Source organism: Ruegeria sp. YTSA168 (genome assembly GCF_059610045.1).
Window position 1 is genome coordinate 45,378 of sequence record NZ_JBXWMW010000010.1, and the last position, 19,022, is coordinate 64,399.

Genomic DNA, 19,022 nt, shown 5'->3' on the forward strand with positions numbered 1-19,022 from the left:
AAGGCGATGTCCCGAGGGCCGGACCCGTTATGGCATCCTGTCCCCGATCTGATGTGCGCGACAGCACTACACCATCGCGCGTCCCGGCGTATATAAGGTCCGGACCAATGGCCTGCAAGCACTCAGAATCGCAGGTTTTCGGGAATCTGCGGCCTTTTTTGGCAAGGATTTGGTAACGAATGGGGAATCGGGGATGACACGGCTGCTTTTGCGGGGGTTCGATATCAGGAAGGGGCATCTGGACGGTGTCGATCAGACCCGACTGATCGACGCATTGCGCCCGATTCTGAAAGCCGCACCTCTGGTGCGGCCCGTGACACCGTCTGGCAAGGAGATGTCGGTGCGTATGACCTCGGCCGGGGCGCTGGGTTGGGTCACTGACAGGTCAGGCTATCGGTATCAGGATCACCACCCCAAAGGTGGAAAATGGCCCAAGATACCCGAACCCATCCTGACCGTCTGGCACGATCTGGTCAGCCCCGAACGTGAACCCGATTGCTGCCTGATCAATTACTATGACAACAGCGCCAAAATGGGCCTGCATCAGGACAAGGACGAGGCGGATTTCTCTTGGCCGGTCCTTTCAATCTCGCTGGGGGATGACGCCCTGTTTCGCATCGGCAATGCAACGCGCGGCGGCAAGACTGAATCTGTTTGGTTAAGCTCTGGCGATGTGGTGATCATGGGCGGCCCGGCCCGGCTGACCTATCACGGCATTGATCGGATCAGGCCCGGATCATCCCGTTTGTTACCAAAGGGCGGACGGATCAACCTGACCCTGCGCGTGGCGCGTTAGCGGCGGGCATCCCAGCTTTGGGACATATGTTTGCGGGAAAAGAACTCGCCTAACAATCCGATCATCAACAGCGCGATCCCAACCCAAAAGGCGTATTCCCAGCTTGTGTTGCGGGGATAATAATTTCGGAACACGAACCCACGACACTGATCAATAAGGTGAAACAACGGGTTCCAGGCAAACATCATCAGGATTGCCCCGCCCAGCGCGTTGGCGACGAACATCTTACCAGAAAAGACCATATTCATGCGTCGGTACACATTGCTGAGCATCATCGATGTTGTCGGAAACCACGGCTTGAGTGCCATGAAAACCAAGCCCACGGCACATCCGGTAAACCAGGCCAGGATCAACATTCCAAAGGCGCCGCCTGGGTGCTGTATCTCTAGCGGTGCAACGGCCACGCTGTAGATAAACAAGATGACCAAGATTGACATCATTTGCTTATAAAGCGTGCCGAACGCAGCGGCCAAAATCATGACCATCGCATTCATCGGCGAGTGCTGCATCATCGGATTGTTCTTGCCGCCCAGTTTCGCAACACTACCCACCGACTGGGTATGAACCATGAATAAAAAGATACCCGACAAGAGATACAGGATGAACTCACCCCTGATCTTGGCAACCCGTGCACCCATGAATGACATAATCAGATAAAACACCATCGCCATCAGAACGATCTGCACAATGTTGATCAAGATCGCGATCACGGCATTTGAGTGTTGCGTTCGCACGTCGCGCACCACGCCGTGGAACACCAGTTCTGCGGTGGTAAAGGCGCTGCCCAGCAACGATTGACTGCGCTTGAAATAAAACACGCGAGGGGTCTTTCCTGTTTTGTTGCCCTCAAACTGGCACGAATACCTTGCCGTTCGGTAACCGGCGCATCATAAGTCCGTCAGAGATTTGGATCAACAAACCATGTAAACGGAGCATTTTTGTGACCTACGATGCGCTTATCCCCGTCATCCGACGTCTGGCCCTGGAAGCTGGCGACAAGATCATGGAGATCTACCAGGCGGATGATTTCGACGTGAAGGTCAAATCAGATGAAAGCCCCGTGACCGAGGCGGACGAAGCCGCCGACGCCTTGATTTCCAAAGGGCTGCGCGCAGCCTTCCCGGATATCTTGCTGGTTACCGAAGAACAGGCAGCGTCGCATTTGACCAAAGGGGATACCTTCCTGATCGTTGATCCGTTGGATGGTACCAAGGAATTCATCAACCGCCGTGGTGATTTCACCGTCAATATTGCGTTGGTTGAAAACGGCGTTCCCACACGCGGCGTTGTCTATGCTCCGGCGCGCAGTCGGATGTTCTATACGCAGGCTGATGGGCAGGCGGTGGAAGAAACCGGCAAATTGGACAAAGCTCAACCCGGTGAGGTCACGCCGATCTCGGTCTCAGACCCAGACAATTCCGCGCTTTTGGTGGTGGCATCAAAATCCCACCGGGATCAGGCGACGGATGACTACATCAACAAATACCAGGTGCAGGACAGCAAAAGCGCGGGATCGTCGCTGAAATTCTGCCTGGTGGCCACGGGTGAGGCGGATATCTACCCGCGCGTTGGTCGCACCATGGAATGGGACACCGCAGCCGGCCATGCAGTTCTGTCAGGCGCGGGCGGTCAGGTGGTCCGGTTCGACGATCATACCCCGCTGACCTATGGCAAGGACGGTTATGCGAACCCGTTCTTCATCGCCTACGCTCCGGGTGTAGAGCTGAAAGACGCCTGATGTCTGTTCTGATCGCCATCCCGGCCCGCTATGCCTCGACCCGATATCCCGGCAAACCTTTGGTGCCGCTGACCGGTGCAACCGGTCAGGCGATGACGCTGATCGAACGATCCTGGCGCGCCGCCTGTTCGGTTTCGGGCGTGGACAAGGTGGTCGTGGCCACCGACGATGAGCGCATCCGCACCGCCGCCGAAGGGTTCGGGGCCGAGGTCGTCATGACGTCGGAAACCTGCCAGAACGGCACCGAACGCTGTGCCGAGGCACATGCGGTCCTGGGCGGCGGGTACGACATCATCGTCAACCTGCAAGGTGATGCGCCCCTGACCCCGCAGTGGTTTGTCGAAGACCTGATCACCGGCCTGCGCGCAGCACCTGATGCCGGCGTGGCGACCCCGGTTCTGCGCTGTGACGGCGGTGCCCTGAACAGCCTGTTGAACGACCGCAAACAGGGGCGCGTTGGCGGCACCACGGCGGTGTTCGCCCAAGACCACAGCGCGATGTATTTCTCGAAAGAAGTCGTTCCTTTCACCTCGGACACATTTTCTGGCGATGCGCCAACTCCGGTTTATCACCACGTGGGTGTCTATGCCTATCGGCCGGACGCCCTGGCCGCCTATCCTGGCTGGCCAACGGGCCCGCTGGAACAGTTGGAAGGTCTGGAACAGCTGCGCTTCATGGAAAATGGGCGCAAAGTGCTGTGTGTCGAGGTTGAAGCCAAAGGTCGCCAATTCTGGGAGCTGAACAACCCCGAGGACGTGCCCAAAATCGAAGAGATGATGGCCGCTATGGGGCTGGAGTGACCTCTTTTCCCCCTGACCCCAAACTCAAGATGGCGTAGGAACGCCCAACCCTGACACCATGGATCGCACATGAAAACTGTTCTTGTCACCGGTGGCGCTGGCTATATCGGATCCCATGCTTGCAAGGCGTTGTCGCAGGCGGGGTATGTTCCCGTGACCTATGACAACCTGATCACAGGCTGGCAGGATGCAGTCAAGTTCGGGCCGTTCGAACAAGGCGACCTGCTGGATCGCACCCGTTTGGATGAGGTGTTCGCCAAATACCAGCCAGGCGCCGTGATGCATTTCGCCGCGCTTAGCCAGGTGGGCGAGGCGATGGCGGAACCGGGCAAATACTGGTCCAACAACGTGACCGGCTCCCTGAACTTGATCGAGGCTGCGGTCGCGGCGGGATGTCTGGATTTTGTGTTCTCATCGACCTGTGCCACCTATGGCGAGCATGACAATGTGGTTCTGGATGAGACCACATCACAGCACCCGCTGAACGCTTATGGCGCTTCAAAACGCGCTATCGAAGATATCTTACGCGATTTCGAGGCCGCCCATGGCCTGCGCCATGTGATCTTCCGCTATTTTAATGTGGCAGGCGCAGACCCGGAAGGTGAGGTGGGCGAGTTCCACCGCCCTGAGACGCATCTTGTACCTTTGATGCTAGATGCAATCGACGGCAAACGGGACGGTCTGACCGTGTTCGGCACGGATTACGATACGCCGGACGGCACCTGCATCCGCGATTATGTCCACGTCTGCGATCTGGTCGACGCCCATGTGCTAGGGTTGAACTGGCTGGAACAGGACAAGGGCAGTCAGGTCTTCAACCTGGGCACCGGATCGGGCTTTTCGGTTCTTGAGGTGATCGAGCATTCCAAAGCAGTGACCAACCGAGCCGTGCCTTACACGGTCGGAGCCCGCCGCGAGGGCGATTGCACCAAGTTGGTTTCAGGCTCAGTCCGCGCCGAAGCCGAACTGGGCTGGAAGCCCAAAAGATCAACGTTAGAGACGATGATTGCCGATGCCTGGCGTTGGCATCAGAACGGACATTACGACCAATGAGGCGGGATTGAGCGGCGCTTCGCCGCAGACCCTGCCCCGGATTGGATGGGCTGACGCGTACCGCCTGCGCTGGAAACGTCGCCGCCTGTTGCTGCGATCCTGGCGCAGCCGCCATCAACTGACCAGTCTGAACAATCAGACCTCTAAAATCAAACCCGGCAACATCCTGGCGGTTACCACGCTGCGCAATGAAATCACCCGGATCCCGTGGTTTCTGCACCATTATCGGCAGTTGGGCGTTGATCACTTTCTGATCGTCGACAATGGCAGCGACGATCGCTCGACCGAATTGCTGCTGGATCAGCATGATGTCTCGCTCTGGCAAACCCATGCGAGCTATCGCGCGTCTCGCTATGGGCTGGACTGGCTGACCTTGCTGCAAATGCGATACGGCCATGGGCATTGGTGCCTGATGGTCGATGCGGATGAGCTGTTGATCTACGCCCATCACGAGACACAGACCCTGCATGATCTGACCGCATGGCTTGACCAGAACCAGCACCGGGCCTTTGGAGCACTGATGCTGGACCTTTATCCAAAAGGTGCACTGGGGGATCAGAGCTATGACCCAACAACCGACCCAACAACCGTGTTGAACTGGTTCGACGCAGCCCCCTATCGCGCCCAGCACCAAAGCCCTATGGGTAATCTTTGGGTTCAGGGCGGGGCGCGTGAGCGCATGTTTTTTGCAAAAACGCGCCAACGGTCACCAACACTCAACAAGATTCCTCTGGTGCGCTGGTGCCGACGTTATGCCTATGTGAATTCTTGCCACTCAGCCCTGCCGCGGCAACTGAACGCGGCCTATGACGGGCCCGGCGGGGAGGCACCTTCTGGCGTTTTGCTGCACACCAAGTTCCTGCCTGAAATCATCGAGAAATCTCAGATCGAAAAACAGCGCCGCCAGCACTTTCACGACCCCGATCAGTTCGGGTCGTACTATGATGGGATCATTGATGGCCCAACCCTTTGGACAAAGCAATCGGCGCCATTTGAAGGGTGGGAACAGCTCGAAACATTGGGGTTAATGAATGCCGGAGGATGGCAGCCATGACGAATACATACACATATATGTCATGTTTTCTGCTAACCGGTTCTAAATCCATTGCCCTGCAATATGCAAAGATGACATAACTTAGCATAATCCCGGCCCTTTTTTGAAAAGGGGCGGTGAATGCTCGCGTCACAATAAGGGTAGGCTAAACGCGTGAGCCTGTTGGATTCGTATCGGATGAGATTGCGGCGCAAGCGCCGTATTTTGCGCTGTCTGCGCCGTCGACGCGAGCTTGAACCCGCCAGCAACAACACCGCCGCTATTCGGCGCAACGATATCCTGTTGATGAGCGTTGTGCGCAACGAAAAAATCCGCCTGCCGTATTTTCTGGAATACTACCGCAAGCTGGGCATCGATCACTTTCTGTTTGTCGACAATGACAGCGATGACGGCAGCTTCGAATTCCTTCGGGCACAGCCGGATGTCTCGGTCTGGCGTACAAGAACCAGCTATAAGCGCGCAGGGTTTGGGCTGGATTGGTCGAACTACCTGCTGCGCAAATATGCCCATAAACACTGGGTTCTGACCGTCGACCCGGATGAATTCTTTATCTACCCGTTCTGCGATACCCGCCCGATCCGGGCCCTGACCGATTGGCTGGATGGCAGTGCTGTGCGCAGTTTCGGCACCATGCTGATTGATATGTACCCCCAAGGCCCCGTCGAGGATGAACCCTATCACGAAGGGCAGGACCCGTTCGAGATTGCGCGCTGGTTCGATGCGGGCAACTACATGATCACCAAGAACCCCGAATACAATAACCTCTGGATTCAAGGCGGCGCGCGGGCGCGTGTGTTCTTTGGCGACAATCCCTCAAAGGCGCCGGCATTGAACAAAATCCCCCTGGTGAAATGGGACCGGCGCTATGTCTATGTCAGCTCGACCCATTCCTTGCTGCCACGAGGCCTGAACCAAGTCTACGATGAATGGGGCGGTGAAAAGACCAGCGGCGCGCTGCTGCATGCCAAGCTTATCAATACGCTAGGCGATAAGGCCCGCGAAGAATTGCAGCGCGGGCAGCATTATCGCGGATCAGGCGAATACAAGGCCTATGCCGAACAACTGGATGAAAAGCCGGTGTTCTGGTGCGATTTTTCGGAAACCTATATCAATTGGCGACAGCTTGAAATTCTGGGCCTCATGTCAAAAGGAAACTGGGCATGAGCTCTCTGGGCGTCGTTATGCTGGTTCACACAGCCCTGGATCGCGCCGAACAGGTGGCGCGGCATTGGACCGATGCAGGCTGTCCCGTTGTGATCCATGTGGACCTGAAGGTCCCGGACCACGTATATTCGGAATTCGCTGCCTCTTGCGCCGACGACCCCCTGATCGCGTTTTCCAAACGTCACAAATGCGACTGGGGCGGCTGGGGCATCGTCGCAGGAACGCAAGCGGCCTCTGAACAGATGTTGGAACAGTTTCCGGATGTGCGGCATGTGTTTCTGTCCTCCGGGTCCTGCCTACCCCTGCGCCCGGTGCAGGAGCTTGTAAGCTACCTGTCCGATCGCCCCCGTGTGGACTTCATTGAAAGTGCAACCACCGCTGATGTCAGCTGGACCATTGGCGGGTTGGATCATGAACGTTTCACGCTGCGTTTTCCGTTTTCCTGGCGCAAACATCGGAAACTATTCGATACCTATGTCAGGCTGCAGCGCGCCCTGGGGCTGCGCCGCCAAATTCCCGATGGCCTGATGCCCCATATGGGCAGCCAGTGGTGGTGCCTGACCCGCCAGACACTCTCTGCGATTCTTCAGGACCCGAAACGTAAAACCTATGATCGTTATTTCAGGCATGTCTGGATACCGGATGAAAGCTATTTTCAGACCTTGGCACGGCTCTATTCGACCCATATCGAAAGTCGCTCGCTGACGTTGTCGAAATTCGACTATCAGGGGCGTCCGCACATCTTCTATGACGACCACCTGCAATTGCTCCGCCGCTCTGATTGCTTTGTGGCACGCAAGATCTGGTGGCGCGCAGATCGTTTGTATCAAACCTTTCTCACAGATCAGTCCGGCGCAATGCGACCGGCAGAGCCCAACCCCGGCAAGATCGACCGGGTCTTTGCCAAAGCGGTCGAGCGTCGAACCCATGGTCGCGATGGGCTGTACATGCAAAGCCGCTTTCCCAAACATGGCAGCGAGAACGGCCTGACCTCATCGGCTTACTCGATGTTTCAGGGTTTCACCGATTTATTCGAGGATTTCGAGATCTGGCTAGAGGCCGCGACGGGTGCCCGGGTGCATGGTCATCTGTTTGGCCCTGATCGTGCCGAATTTTCCAAGGGCCAGACCATCACCAATGGTGCGTTGAGCGACGACGCGACATTGCGCGATTACAATCCCACAGCGTTTCTGTCGAATCTGGTCTGGAATACACGCGGTGAGCGCCAATGCTTTCAATTCGGGCCGAACGACACCCAAGACATCAACTGGTTCATGGCACGGGATCGAAATGCGCAAATCTCGGTCATTACCGGTGCCTGGGCGATTCCGCTGTTCCGATCAAACCTGAACTTCGCCGATATCAGGTCCGAGGCCGCACGCCTGCAACAGATTGAAACCAAGCAGATTGAGGTTCTGACCTCGGTCTGGACCAAGGCCAATGTGCGCAGCTGGACCTTGTCGGACTTTGTCGAAGCGCCAATGGAACCGCTACAAACCATCATTGATGAAATCGGCACCCAGATGCCCAGCCACCTGACCGAAGCGCCCACAATGGTCGATCTGTCCGGCTTTGGTCAGTTTCTGCAGAACCTGAAAAACCAGGGAATGCACCCGAAACTGATGGGTGATTTCCCTGCGGATGACGTGTTTGGAACCCAGACCAAACCGTTCCGAAAGCCCTATCTGGTTCAGTGATGGCCGATGACCCGACCGTTTGACTACTTCGTTATACTGGCCGCCATGCGCACGGGTTCGAACCTGCTCGAGGCCAATCTGAACGTGCTGGATAGCATCACCTGCCATGGCGAAGCCTTCAATCCGCATTTCATCGGTCGCGTCAAAGCGCAGGATGTGCTGGGCATAACTCTGGAACAAAGGGATAAGGATCCCGCACAGTTGATTGAGGCGATGCGCTCTGACCCCAATGCGTTGAACGGCTTCCGTTATTTTCAGGACCATGATCCCAGAGTGCTGGAACCGGCCCTGAACGATCCACGTTGTGCCAAAATCATCCTGACCCGCAATCCGCTGGACAGCTATCTGTCGCTCAAGATCGTGCTCGAAACCAAGCAGTGGCAGCTAAAGAACATCAAACGACGGCTTGAGGCCCAAGTTGTCTTCGACGGGCCCGAGTTCTCTGACTATCTGGATCAACACTATGGGTTTCAGTCCCGTCTGCGCACCCATATACAACGCACCGGTCAGACCGCGTTCTACATTGATTACAAAGACCTGACCGATCTGAGCATTCTGAACGGCCTCGCCGCCTGGCTGGGGGTTTCGTCAAGGCTAGGCCAATTGGATGACCGACTGAAACCACAAAACCCGGCACCAGCTGTATCGAAAGTCACCAACCCGGACGAAATGCAAAAAGCACTATCCGGGCTGGACCTGCTGTCCATTACGCGCAGCCCGAATTTCGAACCCAAGCGCGATCCTGCGATGGATAGATACATCATCGCGGCCAAAACACCGCTGATTTACATGCCCCTGCGTAGTGGTGTCGATCCGGTTGTGCAGCAGTGGGTGGCCGCACTGGACGGTGTGGATGCCGGTGCATTGCACACAAATCTGACCCCCGATGCGATCCTCGATTGGATGCGATCTTCGCCCGGTCACCGCAAATTCACGGTGCTACGCCATCCCCTGGCACGTGCCCACAGTGCGTTCTGCACTCATATCCTGAACAAAGGGCCGGAGTGTTTTGAGGACATCCGCACCCTGTTACGCAATCGGTTCAAGCTGCCAATCCCGGGGCAGGTACGCGAAAAGAATTACTCCCAAGATCAGCACTATGAGGCATTTTCCGCCTTCCTGACCTTTCTGCGCCACAACCTTGCAGGCCAAACCCCAATCCGCGTGGATGCAAGCTGGTGCACCCAGGCACAAGCACTGGAGGGGATATCGACCTTCGCCATGCCTGACCTGATCCTGCGCGAGGATGAGCTGGCAACCGCCCTACCCGATCTGGCGCGAAACATGGGTCATGACAATCCGCCAACGCCGCAGGACAGCGCAGGGGAAACACCGTTTTCTCTGCATCAAATCTGTGATGACAGGTTGCAGGCGCTGGCGGTCGAAACCTACCAGCGCGACTTTGATCAGTTCGGGTTTGACAAATGGCGCCCGGTCAGGCCCGCAGGGTGATCAAAGTACCCCGATTGACCATCGCGTAGATCTCTTCCATCTCGTCATTCTTGACCGCGATACAGCCTGCCGTCCAATCCGGCGTCTTTTTCGCACGCTTGAATTCAGACCGCAGGTTCGGCTGACCGTGGATAAAGATATCCCCGCCCGGATCGACCCCGGCAGCTTTGGCCTTGGCGATATCAGCCGAGTTTGGATAGGAAATACCCAAGGACAGATGATACCGGCTGCGTGGGTTGCGGCGGTCGATCAGATATGTCCCTTCGGGTGTCCGGCCATCACCACGCCGGGTTTTGGTGCCCCTCGGCGCAAAGCCCAGATCAACTTCATATTCCCGAAGTATCTGTTCGTTGTGCAGAAGATACAGCTTCCGCGCACCCTTGTTGACAACCAAAGAGGTCACTTCGGGCCCGTTGTAAGATAGAATTCTAGGGCTGGCTGAGGCACAAGCCGAAAGGCTTAGCGTTGCCATCGCACCCAATCCAAATGCTCGACGATCCATGTTTCACTGCCTGCTACTCTGTTTTTTTTGGCTATTATGCCAAAAAATCAAAAAACTGAAATCACTTTTTGATGTTTGAGTGTTCGATTAAGCGGCGTTCGATGGCTTCTAACCGTTCCAGCACCTCATCACGGTAGGCGTCTGTTCTAACTTCGTCCTCGGCATGATGGGCATCCTGCATCGAATTCACGATCAGACCAACCAGCAGGTTCACCACCGCAAAGGTGGTCACCATGATGAACGGGACAAAGAACAGCCAGGCGTAGGGATACACTTCCATCACCGGGCGGACGATGCCCATGGACCAGCTTTCCAGCGTCATGATCTGGAACAATGTATAGGCCGACAAACCCAGATCACCGAACCAGTTCGGGAAGCTTTCCGAGAACAGCTTGGTCGAGATTACCGAGCCGATATAGAACAGGATCGCCATCAGCAGGAACACACTGGCCATACCCGGCAGCGCCGAGATAAAGCCTTCGACCACCCGTCGCAGCCGCGGTGCAACCGAAATGACGCGCAACACCCGCAGGATCCGCAGTGCCCGCAGAACCGACAAGCTGCCAGCACTGGGCACCAAGGCGATCCCCACGATCACGAAATCAAACAGATTCCAGCCGCTTTTGAAGAAATTGCGGCCTGTCGCCACCAGCTTCATCGCAATCTCAGCAACGAAAATGGCAAGGCAAAGCTTGTCCAGCGTTACGATCAGAGGGCCCGCGATTTCCATCAAAGTCGGAGAGGTCTCCATGCCCAGCAGCACGGCGTTGAACATGATCACACCAGTGATGAAACGCCCGAACAGGGGTGTTTCGATGATGTGCTGCAATCGCTGTTGAAAGCCCATGTTCGCTGTCTCCTCAGGATGCGGGGTTCAAAACAAACCGCGCGGCCAGTTCCGTATGTGACGACCACCGAAATTGGTCAACAACCTGTACCCATTCAAGGGTGTAGCCTGCGTTAACAAGCATTTTTGCATCGCGCGCGAAGGTCACCGGATTGCAGGACACATAAGCGATTACCGGGCGCAGCGCCTGAGCCAGTTCAGCCACTTGCGCCTCGGCCCCCGCGCGCGGCGGGTCCAGCACGACCGCATCAAAAGTCTTAAGTTCATCGGGCATCAATGGGCGGCGAAACAGATCACGCGCCTCGGTTGTGACGCGTTTCAACCCCATCGCCCTGCGCCAGCCCTGATCCAGTGCTTGGGTCATCGCGGCTTCGCCCTCAACTGCGTGAACTTCCGCCGTCTGAGCCAGTGGTAATGAAAACGTCCCGCTGCCCGCGAACAGATCAACAACGCGCTTGGCACCTTGCGTTGCTTCCAAAACAGCCCGTGTTAGAGCCTGTTCACCATCCTTCGTCGCCTGCAGGAATGCGCCCGGAGGCGGTATTACCGCGGCCTGCCCAAACCGCTGAACCGGGGGCTGCCGCATGGCGATAACCTCGCCATCCCAGCTGAGCCGGGCAAGCCCGTGCTTTTCGGTCGCTTGCGCAAGGACCAGTTCCAACGGCCCATCCAGCGATTTGCCACCCGTTACCGCAACGTCCAGCCCGCCATCGGACAAGGTCAGTGTCACGGCCAGAACGCCCTTGCGGCTGCCGCCCAGCATCGCAAGCGCCTCGGCCACAGGGATACCAGCGATCAATGCAGGGTCCAGCAGATGGCAATCGGGGATCTCGGTGATCACGTCGGATGCACGCCCGTGAAACCCTGCCAAAGTACCTTTCTTCGTGCGCCGCACCGCAATCGTTGCACGACGGCGCGAGTGCTCGGGCGAGGTATGGATCGGGCGCATTTGCGCCTGCAGCCCCTGTGCGGACAATGCAGTTCGGACAACATCCACCTTCCAACCAGCGACGAACGCGTCAGATGCGTGCTGCAGCTGGCACCCCCCGCAGGCTTTGTAGTGGCGGCAGGGTGCCTTCACACGCTGATCAGATGGGGTTTCGACGCGGATATCAGATAGAAACTGATCCAGTAATGTACCCGAAACGACCTCACCCGGAAGGGTGCGGGGCGCATAGACCGGGCCATCGGCGATGCCGTCGCCCTGATGGCCAAGCCGGGTTATGGAGTAGGTTTCCGTCATACCGGGCCTGATAACGGGGGTTCGGCCGCAACAAAACCCTTATTCGGCGGCTTCTGCCTGAATGAAACCACCCGACTGGCGATGCCAGAACCGCGCATACAGACCGCCCTGGTCCAGCAGTGCGTCATGCGTACCGGTTTCGACAATGCGCCCCTGATCCAACACAACGATCCGATCCATCTCGCTCAGCGTAGACAGGCGATGCGCAATGGCCAGAACGGTTTTTCCTTGCATGACGCGATGCAGCGCAGTTTGGATCGAGGCTTCGACCTCAGAATCCAGGGCCGATGTGGCCTCATCCAGCACCAGGATCGGGGCGTCTTTCAAAATGGCACGGGCCAACGCGATCCGCTGTCGCTGACCCCCGCTGAGCTTTACCCCACGCTCTCCCAGATGCGCGTCATAGCCTTTGCGACCCTGCGCATCTTGCAAACTAAGGATGAACTCATGCGCCTCGGCTTTTTCAGCGGCCTCGATCATCTCGTCTTCGGACGCATCTGGGCATCCATACAAGATGTTTTCACGTGCGGATCTATTAAACATGGCCGTTTCCTGCGTGACCATGCCGATCTGGCGGCGCAAACTGTCCTGCGTCACCTGCGAGATATCCTGACCATCGATGCGAATAACGCCATTTTCCCCATCGTAGAGCCTGAGAAGCAGCGAAACGAGGGTGGATTTGCCCGCCCCGGATGCCCCTACGATCCCAAGCTTTTCGCCCGGTTTGATCGCCAAATCCAGATCGGAAACGCCGCCGATTTCCCGACCATAGGCAAAGCTGACATCGTCAAAAGTGATCGCACCATGGGTCACTACCAGATCTTTGGCCTGCGCTACATCCTCGACCCGGTCGCGCTTGGCCAGGGTTTTCATCCCATTCTCGATCTCGCCAATATTGGCGTAGAGCCCCATCAGCGTGAAGCTGACCCAACCAGTCATTTGCGAGATGCGAACCGAAACAGCTCCCGCCGCCACAATATCGCCGGTTGTCGCGGCACTACTTTGCCAAAGCAACAGCGTCGCCCCAATCAGCATCACGGGCAACACCCCGGCCAAAGTCATCAGGATGAGGCGAAAGCTGGCCGAAAGAAGCCCGAACTCCAACGAACGTTCACGCAGATCAACCATCGAGTTGCGCGCTGCCTGATCCTCGTGCTGGGCATGGGCAAATAGTTTGACCGTTTTGACATTGGTGATCGTATCAACAATCTGCCCCGACACCATGGCCCGCGCCCCGGCGCGTGCACCTGATCGTTTGCGGATACGCGGCAAATACCAACGCACCAACATGAAATAGACCACCAACCAGGCAACAAAGGGCAGCATCACCAGAGGATGGATAGACCCTAACAAAAGCAATGAGCCCACTAAAGAAGCCAAAGCAAAGACAATTGCACTGATCGTTTCCGAGACGACTGAGGCCAGAGCGTTCGCGGTCTGAACCTGTTTCTGCGCGATCCGTCCCGCAAAATCATCGTCGAAATACGTGACCGACTGGCCCAGCGTCCATCGGTTCAGCTTGGCCAGAACCAGCGGCGGGATATTCGGCATGACGACATAGTTGTTCGAGAAGGCCGAGAACCCAAAAAATACAGGCCGCAACACCATAAAGAATGCAATGCCACCCAGGATCATCCACAAATTACTGCCGGTCAGAAACCCGTCGGGCCCACTGGTCGTGGACAAATCGATAACCCGGCCCAATATCCAGGCTGTTCCCGCCTCCATCGTACCGGCTGCCGCCGAGAAGAAGGCCGCAACAAAAAGCATGGGCCAAGCACCGGACAACGCCCAGCGAATGAACGCCCCCAACGTTTGTGGTGGAGGCGTTTCGATGTTTTTGAACGGGTTGATGAGGTCAGCGACCCTCATTCAGCGGCCTCCGGGTTCATGAAGCCGCCAGATTGCCGCGCCCAGAACTGGGCGTAAAGTCCACCCTGCGCCAGAAGATCAGCATGCGCGCCTTCTTCGACAATCCGGCCCGCATCCATAACCAGAATACGGTCCATCTGCGCGATGGTGCTGAGCCTGTGGGCAATGGCGATCACGGTTTTACCTTGCATCATGCCGTAGAGGGTTTCCTGAATGGACGCTTCAACCTCGGAATCTAGGGCAGATGTCGCCTCATCCAACAACAAGATCGGCGCGTCCTTCAAAATCACCCTGGCAAGGGTCACCCGCTGCCGCTGACCGCCGGACAGTTTCACGCCCCGTTCACCCACATGCGCGTCATAACCGGTGCGCCCCCGCGGATCTTGCAGGTCAAGGATGAATTCATGCGCCTCAGCCTGTTTGGCGGCAGCAATCATCTGTTCTTCAGTCGCATCCGGGCGACCATAGAGGATGTTGTCACGCACCGACCGGTGCAACAGCGCGCTGTCCTGCTGAACCATGCCGATATGACTGCGCAAGCTGTCTTGCGTGACCTGGGCAATGTTCTGATCATCGATCAGGATCGCTCCTCGTTCGACGTCATAAAACCGCAAAAGCAGTTTAACTAGGGTCGATTTACCGGCACCAGACCGCCCAATCAGGCCGATCTTTTCGCCCGGCTGAATGGTCAGGTTGATGTGATCCAGACCACCCGTTTCACGACCGTAGTGGTGCGACAGATCGCAGATTTCGATCTGACCCTTACTCAGCTGCAATGGCTTTGAAGCCGGTGCATCCAGCAGATCGATTGGCTGAGCAATCGTCTCCATCCCTTCGGCCACGATGCCAAGCTGACGGAAGAAGCTGGTCAACGCCCACATGATCCAGCCGGTCATTGCGTTCAAACGCAGTGTCAGCGCCGTAGCAGCCGCAACAACGCCAACCGAAGCGGTACCCTGCATCCAAAGCGCAATTGCCCAACCAACAATCCCAACGATCAGAAAGCCGTTCAAGGTAACCAGAACCGCATCCATAATCGTGAATATCCGCATCTCGACCTGAAAGGTCCGACGCGTTTCTTCAATCGCTTCACGGGCATAGTCCAACTCTTGCCGACCATGGGCAAACATCTTGACCGAGTGGATATTGGTATAGCTGTCGACAACCCGACCCGTGACGGTGGAACGTGCATCGGATGCGGCCTGAGATGCCGGACCAACACGCTGCACTGTCCAACGCACCAAAAGCGCATAAAACGCAAACCAGATCAGCAAAGGGATCAAAAGGCGAGGGTCTGCTGCGTATAGCAGGATCGCTGCACCAATCAGATAGGCCAGCGAGAATGAGATCGCGTCAAAGACCTGAAATACCACCTCTCCTGCCGCAGGCGGTGTCTGCATAATCCGGTTGGCGATCCTGCCTGCAAAGTCATTCTCGAACCAGCCAACTGATTGGCGCAACACATGTTTATGCGCCCGCCAGCGGATCAGTGTACCAAAGTTCGGCAGGATCGTATTATTCAGTAGCAGAACATCGACCAGATGCAGCAGCGGACGCAGCAGCAGGATAAAACCTGCCATTAACAACAGCTCGGTCCCGTGGTTCTGCCAAACCTCTGCCGGGGTGCCACCCAACAGATCGACGACGCGACCCATATAGTAGATCAACCCGATCTCGACAGCGGCCACGATGATGGAAATCAGCGCAGCCCAGAAGAACACCCGGAAAAACGGGCGTGAGTAATCCAGCATGAACGGCCACAGCCGCGTCGGCGGCTTATCGGTCTCACGATAGGCAACAAAAGGGTCAACAAGGTTTTCGAAATAGCGAAACATGGAGAGTGCTCCGATTGAGCAGAAATACAGACATGCGAAGAAGAATGGCGCCTGAACACCACCCTTTACGGGGAAAGTGCCCTGGCTTTAGTCGAACCAGATCCCGTAATACATTCGCATTCCTCCATCCATGAGTCTGCCGCAAGTAACCACAAACAAAATCGTTTGTCATCCCCTTTTGAGACTTCGTTTCAACCGGCCAGCAAATCTTCGCGGGACAGGGTGAAGTCAGACGCGATCCAGCGCGCCTCAAGCTCGGCCAGTTTCTTGCCCAGCGCGGGGCCAGTGAAGTCGGGGATCAGATCGGCGGCACTGATCGGGAAACGCGCCGCCGCACCTTGATGCAGGGCGTGTCGCAGGTTTTCGGACCAGGGATTTTCAAAGAAGGCGCAGCGCAGCAAAGTTTCATGCAAACCCCCTTGGTCCCCATAGCGATAGCCCAGCTCGGCAACGCTGGTCGAGGCTTGCGCCTCCTCCCGCATCCGGGTCAGACGTTGCAGCTGCGCTCGACTCAGGCGCAGTGTCGCAGCATCCTCGGGCGTGGCGATTGCAGCCAGCCTGCGCACCGGATCGGGCTCTGCTCCGGCGGCCTGTTCTATGGCGATCAGCGGGGCCAAGGCACGGTCATCTGAGCCGGGCAACAGATGCGACAGAACACCCGCGCTGCGCATCGCCGCCACCGAAGGCGCAGGGTCTGGCGCCCCTAACAACTTTATCAACTCAGCCCCAACCCGTTCGCGGGACAGCGACGTCAGCCCATCCAGATTGGACGCAATCGCAGCCAATGCTTCCGGATCAAACCCGGCATCGGCGTCGCCGTACCAAGCGTGAAACCGGAAATAGCGCAGCGAACGCAGATAATCCTCGCGTATGCGGTTCTCAGCGGTTCCGATAAACCGCACACGCCGCGCCTCAAGGTCGGGCATTCCGGATAGCGGGTCCAGCACCGTGCCTTCGGGTTGCGCGTAGATCGCGTTCATCGTGAAATCGCGGCGCGCGGCATCTTCTTCGACGGTGTCGGCAAAGGCCACAACCGCACGGCGGCCATCGGTTTCCACATCCCGCCGAAAGGTCGTGACTTCATGCGGGATGTGATCGCAAACGATGGTGATCGTGCCGTGTTCCAGCCCTGTCGGAATCGCCTTAAGACCAGCCTTTTGGGCCAATTCGATCACCCGCTCGGGATGCGCATCCGTAGCAATGTCGATATCCGAGACGGGCGCGCCCAAAAGGGTGTTGCGCACGCATCCGCCCACGAACAAGGCCTGCGCCCCGCCTTTGGTGAGGGCCGCACAAACCGCCTGAGTCGCCGGGTCCAAAACCCAAGGCGCACTGATTTTCTTCATTCACTTACCCGTGCTGCAAGCCCGCGCAATATGCGAGCCGTCGCGCCCCAGATATAATAAGGGCCGTAAGGAACAGCGAAATACTTTCGCCGCTGGCCACGCCACCGGCGCGACTCGATCACATAATTCTCGGGCTTTAGCAGATGTGCAAGCGGAACTGTGAAAACCTCATCCACTTCGCCGGGCTCGGGCACCGGATCGAAACCCTGGTGGATGATGGCCACAACCGGTGTAACGTCGAATGAGGTCACGGTTTCATGGCTGGGCAGAAAGCCGATCACCTCGGGTAACTCTGGATGCAGGCCGATTTCCTCATGCGCTTCCCGCAGCGCCGCAGCGGTGATATCTGCATCCCCTTCATCCTGTTTACCGCCGGGAAAGGCGATCTGGCCAGGATGGTGCTTCAAAGCCGATGACCGCTTTGTCAGGATCAAACGTGGCACATCCCCGGAAACTAAGATCGGCACCAGAACCCCGGCCGGACGCAATTTGCGCCCGGGGGGAAGCACGGTCTCGGGGTTCAGATCAAAGTCACTGGACCCATGGCCCGGACGCCGCAACGCCGCGGCGATCTGATCCGTTGGATCATGCACCGCTGGCGTCTTCCGCATCAAAGCCAACCGTCGCAGGATCCAGCACATAATGCGCCCCGCAGAACTGACAATCGGCAGTAACCTTGCCTTCGGGCGTCGTCATCTTTTCGATGTCCCTAGCCGAGTAGATCGAGAGGCTTTGACGAACGCGTTCTTCCGAACAGGTGCAGCCAAACTGTACCATCTGCGCGTCATAAACGCGTGGGTTTTCCTCATGAAACAGGCGGATCAACAGATCGGTCGGCGCAATCGATGGGCCGATCAGTTCCAGATCGTCAACCGTGTCCAGAAGGATGTTGACCCGACCCCAGTTTTCACCTTCTTCGCCGTCGACCAGATCATTGGCGGTGAGGATTTCACCCGTCCCCTCGCCCGAGGCTGCAAAGGGCGACGCTTTGGGCATGTGCTGCAACATGATCCCACCGGCGCGCCAATGCTCACCCACATCAGGTTCGGTCGATTTACCGAAGCTGAGCGAAAAACGGGTCGGCAGCTGCTCGGACTGGGCAAAATATGCCTCGGCCGAGGCGCTGATCGACGCTCCGTCCAACGGAGTAATACCCTGATAAGGCTGCGTACCTTCGCCCTGATCGAGCATGATCGCAAAATACCCGTCGCCCACCTGATCAAAGGGGGCGCTGTCGGTCAGTCGATCCCGATCAAAGCTGGCATAGGCGCGGATACGCGCCGGTTCACCTTCGACAGTGGGCGCATAGTAATCGGTCGCGATCATGCGCACCGCGCCCTTGGATTGAACCTGCAACGACAGCTTCCAGCGCAGCGAAACGGTCTGGCCGATCAATGCGGTCAGCAAGGCCATCTCGGCCACCAGCGCCTCGACCTGTTCGGGATAGTCATGCTGTTTCAGGATGCCATCCAGCACCCCGTCCAGGCGGGCCACACGGCCACGCATGTCCGACACATCAAGTTGAAAGGGCAGGACGGTATCGTCCCACGCGATTTTTGTTCCAAGAGACATGGGGTTTCCTTACACGCCACAGGTTGGCATACCGGCACCATATAGGTCACA

General features: G+C 57.2%; 17 protein-coding genes. 8 read left to right on the forward strand and 9 right to left on the reverse strand.

The genetic code is table 11. The annotated features are described in order from the left end of the window. Positions 1-193: 193 nt before the first annotated feature. A complete protein-coding gene (locus tag AC2FFE_RS16040) occupies positions 194-796 on the forward strand; it encodes an alpha-ketoglutarate-dependent dioxygenase AlkB family protein (protein ID WP_496820462.1) in 603 nt (200 codons plus the stop codon). On the opposite strand, the gene AC2FFE_RS16045 is transcribed toward AC2FFE_RS16040, so the two are convergent. Then, on the reverse strand, positions 793-1,614 hold the full coding sequence (locus tag AC2FFE_RS16045) for an ABC transporter permease (protein ID WP_496820461.1): 822 nt from the start codon (positions 1,612-1,614) through the stop codon (positions 793-795). The two genes, AC2FFE_RS16040 and AC2FFE_RS16045, sit on opposite strands and share 4 nt — an antisense overlap. Before the next feature lie 122 nt (positions 1,615-1,736). On the opposite strand from AC2FFE_RS16045, the gene cysQ reads away from it, so the two are divergent. From cysQ to AC2FFE_RS16080, 7 genes are all read left to right on the forward strand, one after another. Continuing rightward, on the forward strand, positions 1,737-2,534 hold the full coding sequence (gene cysQ, locus AC2FFE_RS16050; protein WP_496820460.1) for a 3'(2'),5'-bisphosphate nucleotidase CysQ: 798 nt from the start codon (positions 1,737-1,739) through the stop codon (positions 2,532-2,534). Beyond that, positions 2,534-3,334, forward strand: a complete 801-nt coding sequence (locus AC2FFE_RS16055; protein WP_496820458.1) for a 3-deoxy-manno-octulosonate cytidylyltransferase family protein — start codon at positions 2,534-2,536, stop codon at positions 3,332-3,334. The genes cysQ and AC2FFE_RS16055 overlap by 1 nt, the downstream gene beginning before the upstream one ends. A gap of 69 nt (positions 3,335-3,403) precedes the next feature. Continuing rightward, complete coding sequence (gene galE / locus AC2FFE_RS16060) at positions 3,404-4,387, forward strand: UDP-glucose 4-epimerase GalE (RefSeq protein WP_496820457.1); 984 nt, start codon at positions 3,404-3,406, stop codon at positions 4,385-4,387. Between the two features lie 7 nt (positions 4,388-4,394). Continuing rightward, positions 4,395-5,441 (forward strand): glycosyltransferase family 2 protein, encoded by a 1,047-nt coding sequence (locus AC2FFE_RS16065; RefSeq protein WP_496820456.1) that lies wholly within the window; start codon positions 4,395-4,397, stop codon positions 5,439-5,441. Between the two features lie 177 nt (positions 5,442-5,618). Further along, positions 5,619-6,605 (forward strand): glycosyltransferase family 2 protein, encoded by a 987-nt coding sequence (locus AC2FFE_RS16070; protein ID WP_496847137.1) that lies wholly within the window; start codon positions 5,619-5,621, stop codon positions 6,603-6,605. Beyond that, on the forward strand, positions 6,602-8,302 hold the full coding sequence (locus AC2FFE_RS16075) for a DUF5927 domain-containing protein (RefSeq protein WP_496820453.1): 1,701 nt from the start codon (positions 6,602-6,604) through the stop codon (positions 8,300-8,302). Before AC2FFE_RS16070 ends, AC2FFE_RS16075 begins: the two co-directional genes overlap by 4 nt. A 6-nt stretch (positions 8,303-8,308) precedes the next feature. Next, entirely contained in the window at positions 8,309-9,754 is a 1,446-nt protein-coding gene (locus tag AC2FFE_RS16080; RefSeq protein ID WP_496847104.1) for a sulfotransferase family 2 domain-containing protein, read from the forward strand. Here the strand turns inward: AC2FFE_RS16080 and AC2FFE_RS16085 are convergent. The 8 genes from AC2FFE_RS16085 to hslO all read right to left on the reverse strand — a co-directional run bounded on the left by AC2FFE_RS16085 (position 9,738) and on the right by hslO (position 18,971). Further along, entirely contained in the window at positions 9,738-10,256 is a 519-nt protein-coding gene (locus AC2FFE_RS16085) for a L,D-transpeptidase family protein (RefSeq protein WP_496820451.1), read from the reverse strand. The two genes, AC2FFE_RS16080 and AC2FFE_RS16085, sit on opposite strands and share 17 nt — an antisense overlap. Before the next feature lie 61 nt (positions 10,257-10,317). After that, positions 10,318-11,103, reverse strand: coding sequence for an ion transporter (locus tag AC2FFE_RS16090; RefSeq protein ID WP_496820450.1), 786 nt, complete (start codon positions 11,101-11,103; stop codon positions 10,318-10,320). A gap of 13 nt (positions 11,104-11,116) precedes the next feature. Further along, the gene (locus AC2FFE_RS16095; protein WP_496820449.1) at positions 11,117-12,346 is read right to left on the reverse strand and encodes a class I SAM-dependent RNA methyltransferase; all 1,230 of its coding nucleotides are present in this window, start codon (positions 12,344-12,346) and stop codon (positions 11,117-11,119) included. 39 nt (positions 12,347-12,385) lie between these two features. After that, complete coding sequence (locus tag AC2FFE_RS16100; RefSeq protein WP_496847105.1) at positions 12,386-14,218, reverse strand: ABC transporter ATP-binding protein; 1,833 nt, start codon at positions 14,216-14,218, stop codon at positions 12,386-12,388. Next, a complete protein-coding gene (locus AC2FFE_RS16105; protein WP_496847106.1) occupies positions 14,215-16,053 on the reverse strand; it encodes an ABC transporter ATP-binding protein in 1,839 nt (612 codons plus the stop codon). Before AC2FFE_RS16105 ends, AC2FFE_RS16100 begins: the two co-directional genes overlap by 4 nt. A gap of 191 nt (positions 16,054-16,244) precedes the next feature. After that, positions 16,245-17,399 carry a CCA tRNA nucleotidyltransferase gene (locus AC2FFE_RS16110; protein ID WP_496820446.1) on the reverse strand — a complete coding sequence of 385 codons (1,155 nt, stop codon included), beginning with the start codon at positions 17,397-17,399 and terminating at the stop codon, positions 16,245-16,247. After that, positions 17,396-18,010, reverse strand: a complete 615-nt coding sequence (locus AC2FFE_RS16115) for a CoA pyrophosphatase (RefSeq protein WP_496820445.1) — start codon at positions 18,008-18,010, stop codon at positions 17,396-17,398. The genes AC2FFE_RS16110 and AC2FFE_RS16115 overlap by 4 nt, the downstream gene beginning before the upstream one ends. Then, positions 17,985-18,971 (reverse strand): Hsp33 family molecular chaperone HslO, encoded by a 987-nt coding sequence (gene hslO / locus AC2FFE_RS16120; RefSeq protein WP_496820444.1) that lies wholly within the window; start codon positions 18,969-18,971, stop codon positions 17,985-17,987. Before hslO ends, AC2FFE_RS16115 begins: the two co-directional genes overlap by 26 nt. Positions 18,972-19,022 lie beyond the last annotated feature (51 nt).

Coding starts and splice junctions, on each gene's coding strand:
- AC2FFE_RS16040 (WP_496820462.1), top strand. CDS start 194: ATGACACGGCTGCTTTTGCGGGGGTTCGATATCAGGAAGGGGCATCTG.
- AC2FFE_RS16055 (WP_496820458.1), top strand. CDS start 2,534: ATGTCTGTTCTGATCGCCATCCCGGCCCGCTATGCCTCGACCCGATAT.
- galE (WP_496820457.1), top strand. CDS start 3,404: ATGAAAACTGTTCTTGTCACCGGTGGCGCTGGCTATATCGGATCCCAT.
- AC2FFE_RS16070 (WP_496847137.1), top strand. CDS start 5,619: ATGAGATTGCGGCGCAAGCGCCGTATTTTGCGCTGTCTGCGCCGTCGA.
- AC2FFE_RS16075 (WP_496820453.1), top strand. CDS start 6,602: ATGAGCTCTCTGGGCGTCGTTATGCTGGTTCACACAGCCCTGGATCGC.
- AC2FFE_RS16080 (WP_496847104.1), top strand. CDS start 8,309: ATGACCCGACCGTTTGACTACTTCGTTATACTGGCCGCCATGCGCACG.
- AC2FFE_RS16085 (WP_496820451.1), bottom strand. CDS start 10,256: ATGGATCGTCGAGCATTTGGATTGGGTGCGATGGCAACGCTAAGCCTT.
- AC2FFE_RS16090 (WP_496820450.1), bottom strand. CDS start 11,103: ATGGGCTTTCAACAGCGATTGCAGCACATCATCGAAACACCCCTGTTC.
- AC2FFE_RS16095 (WP_496820449.1), bottom strand. CDS start 12,346: ATGACGGAAACCTACTCCATAACCCGGCTTGGCCATCAGGGCGACGGC.
- AC2FFE_RS16100 (WP_496847105.1), bottom strand. CDS start 14,218: ATGAGGGTCGCTGACCTCATCAACCCGTTCAAAAACATCGAAACGCCT.
- AC2FFE_RS16105 (WP_496847106.1), bottom strand. CDS start 16,053: ATGTTTCGCTATTTCGAAAACCTTGTTGACCCTTTTGTTGCCTATCGT.
- AC2FFE_RS16110 (WP_496820446.1), bottom strand. CDS start 17,399: ATGAAGAAAATCAGTGCGCCTTGGGTTTTGGACCCGGCGACTCAGGCG.
- AC2FFE_RS16115 (WP_496820445.1), bottom strand. CDS start 18,010: ATGCGGAAGACGCCAGCGGTGCATGATCCAACGGATCAGATCGCCGCG.
- hslO (WP_496820444.1), bottom strand. CDS start 18,971: ATGTCTCTTGGAACAAAAATCGCGTGGGACGATACCGTCCTGCCCTTT.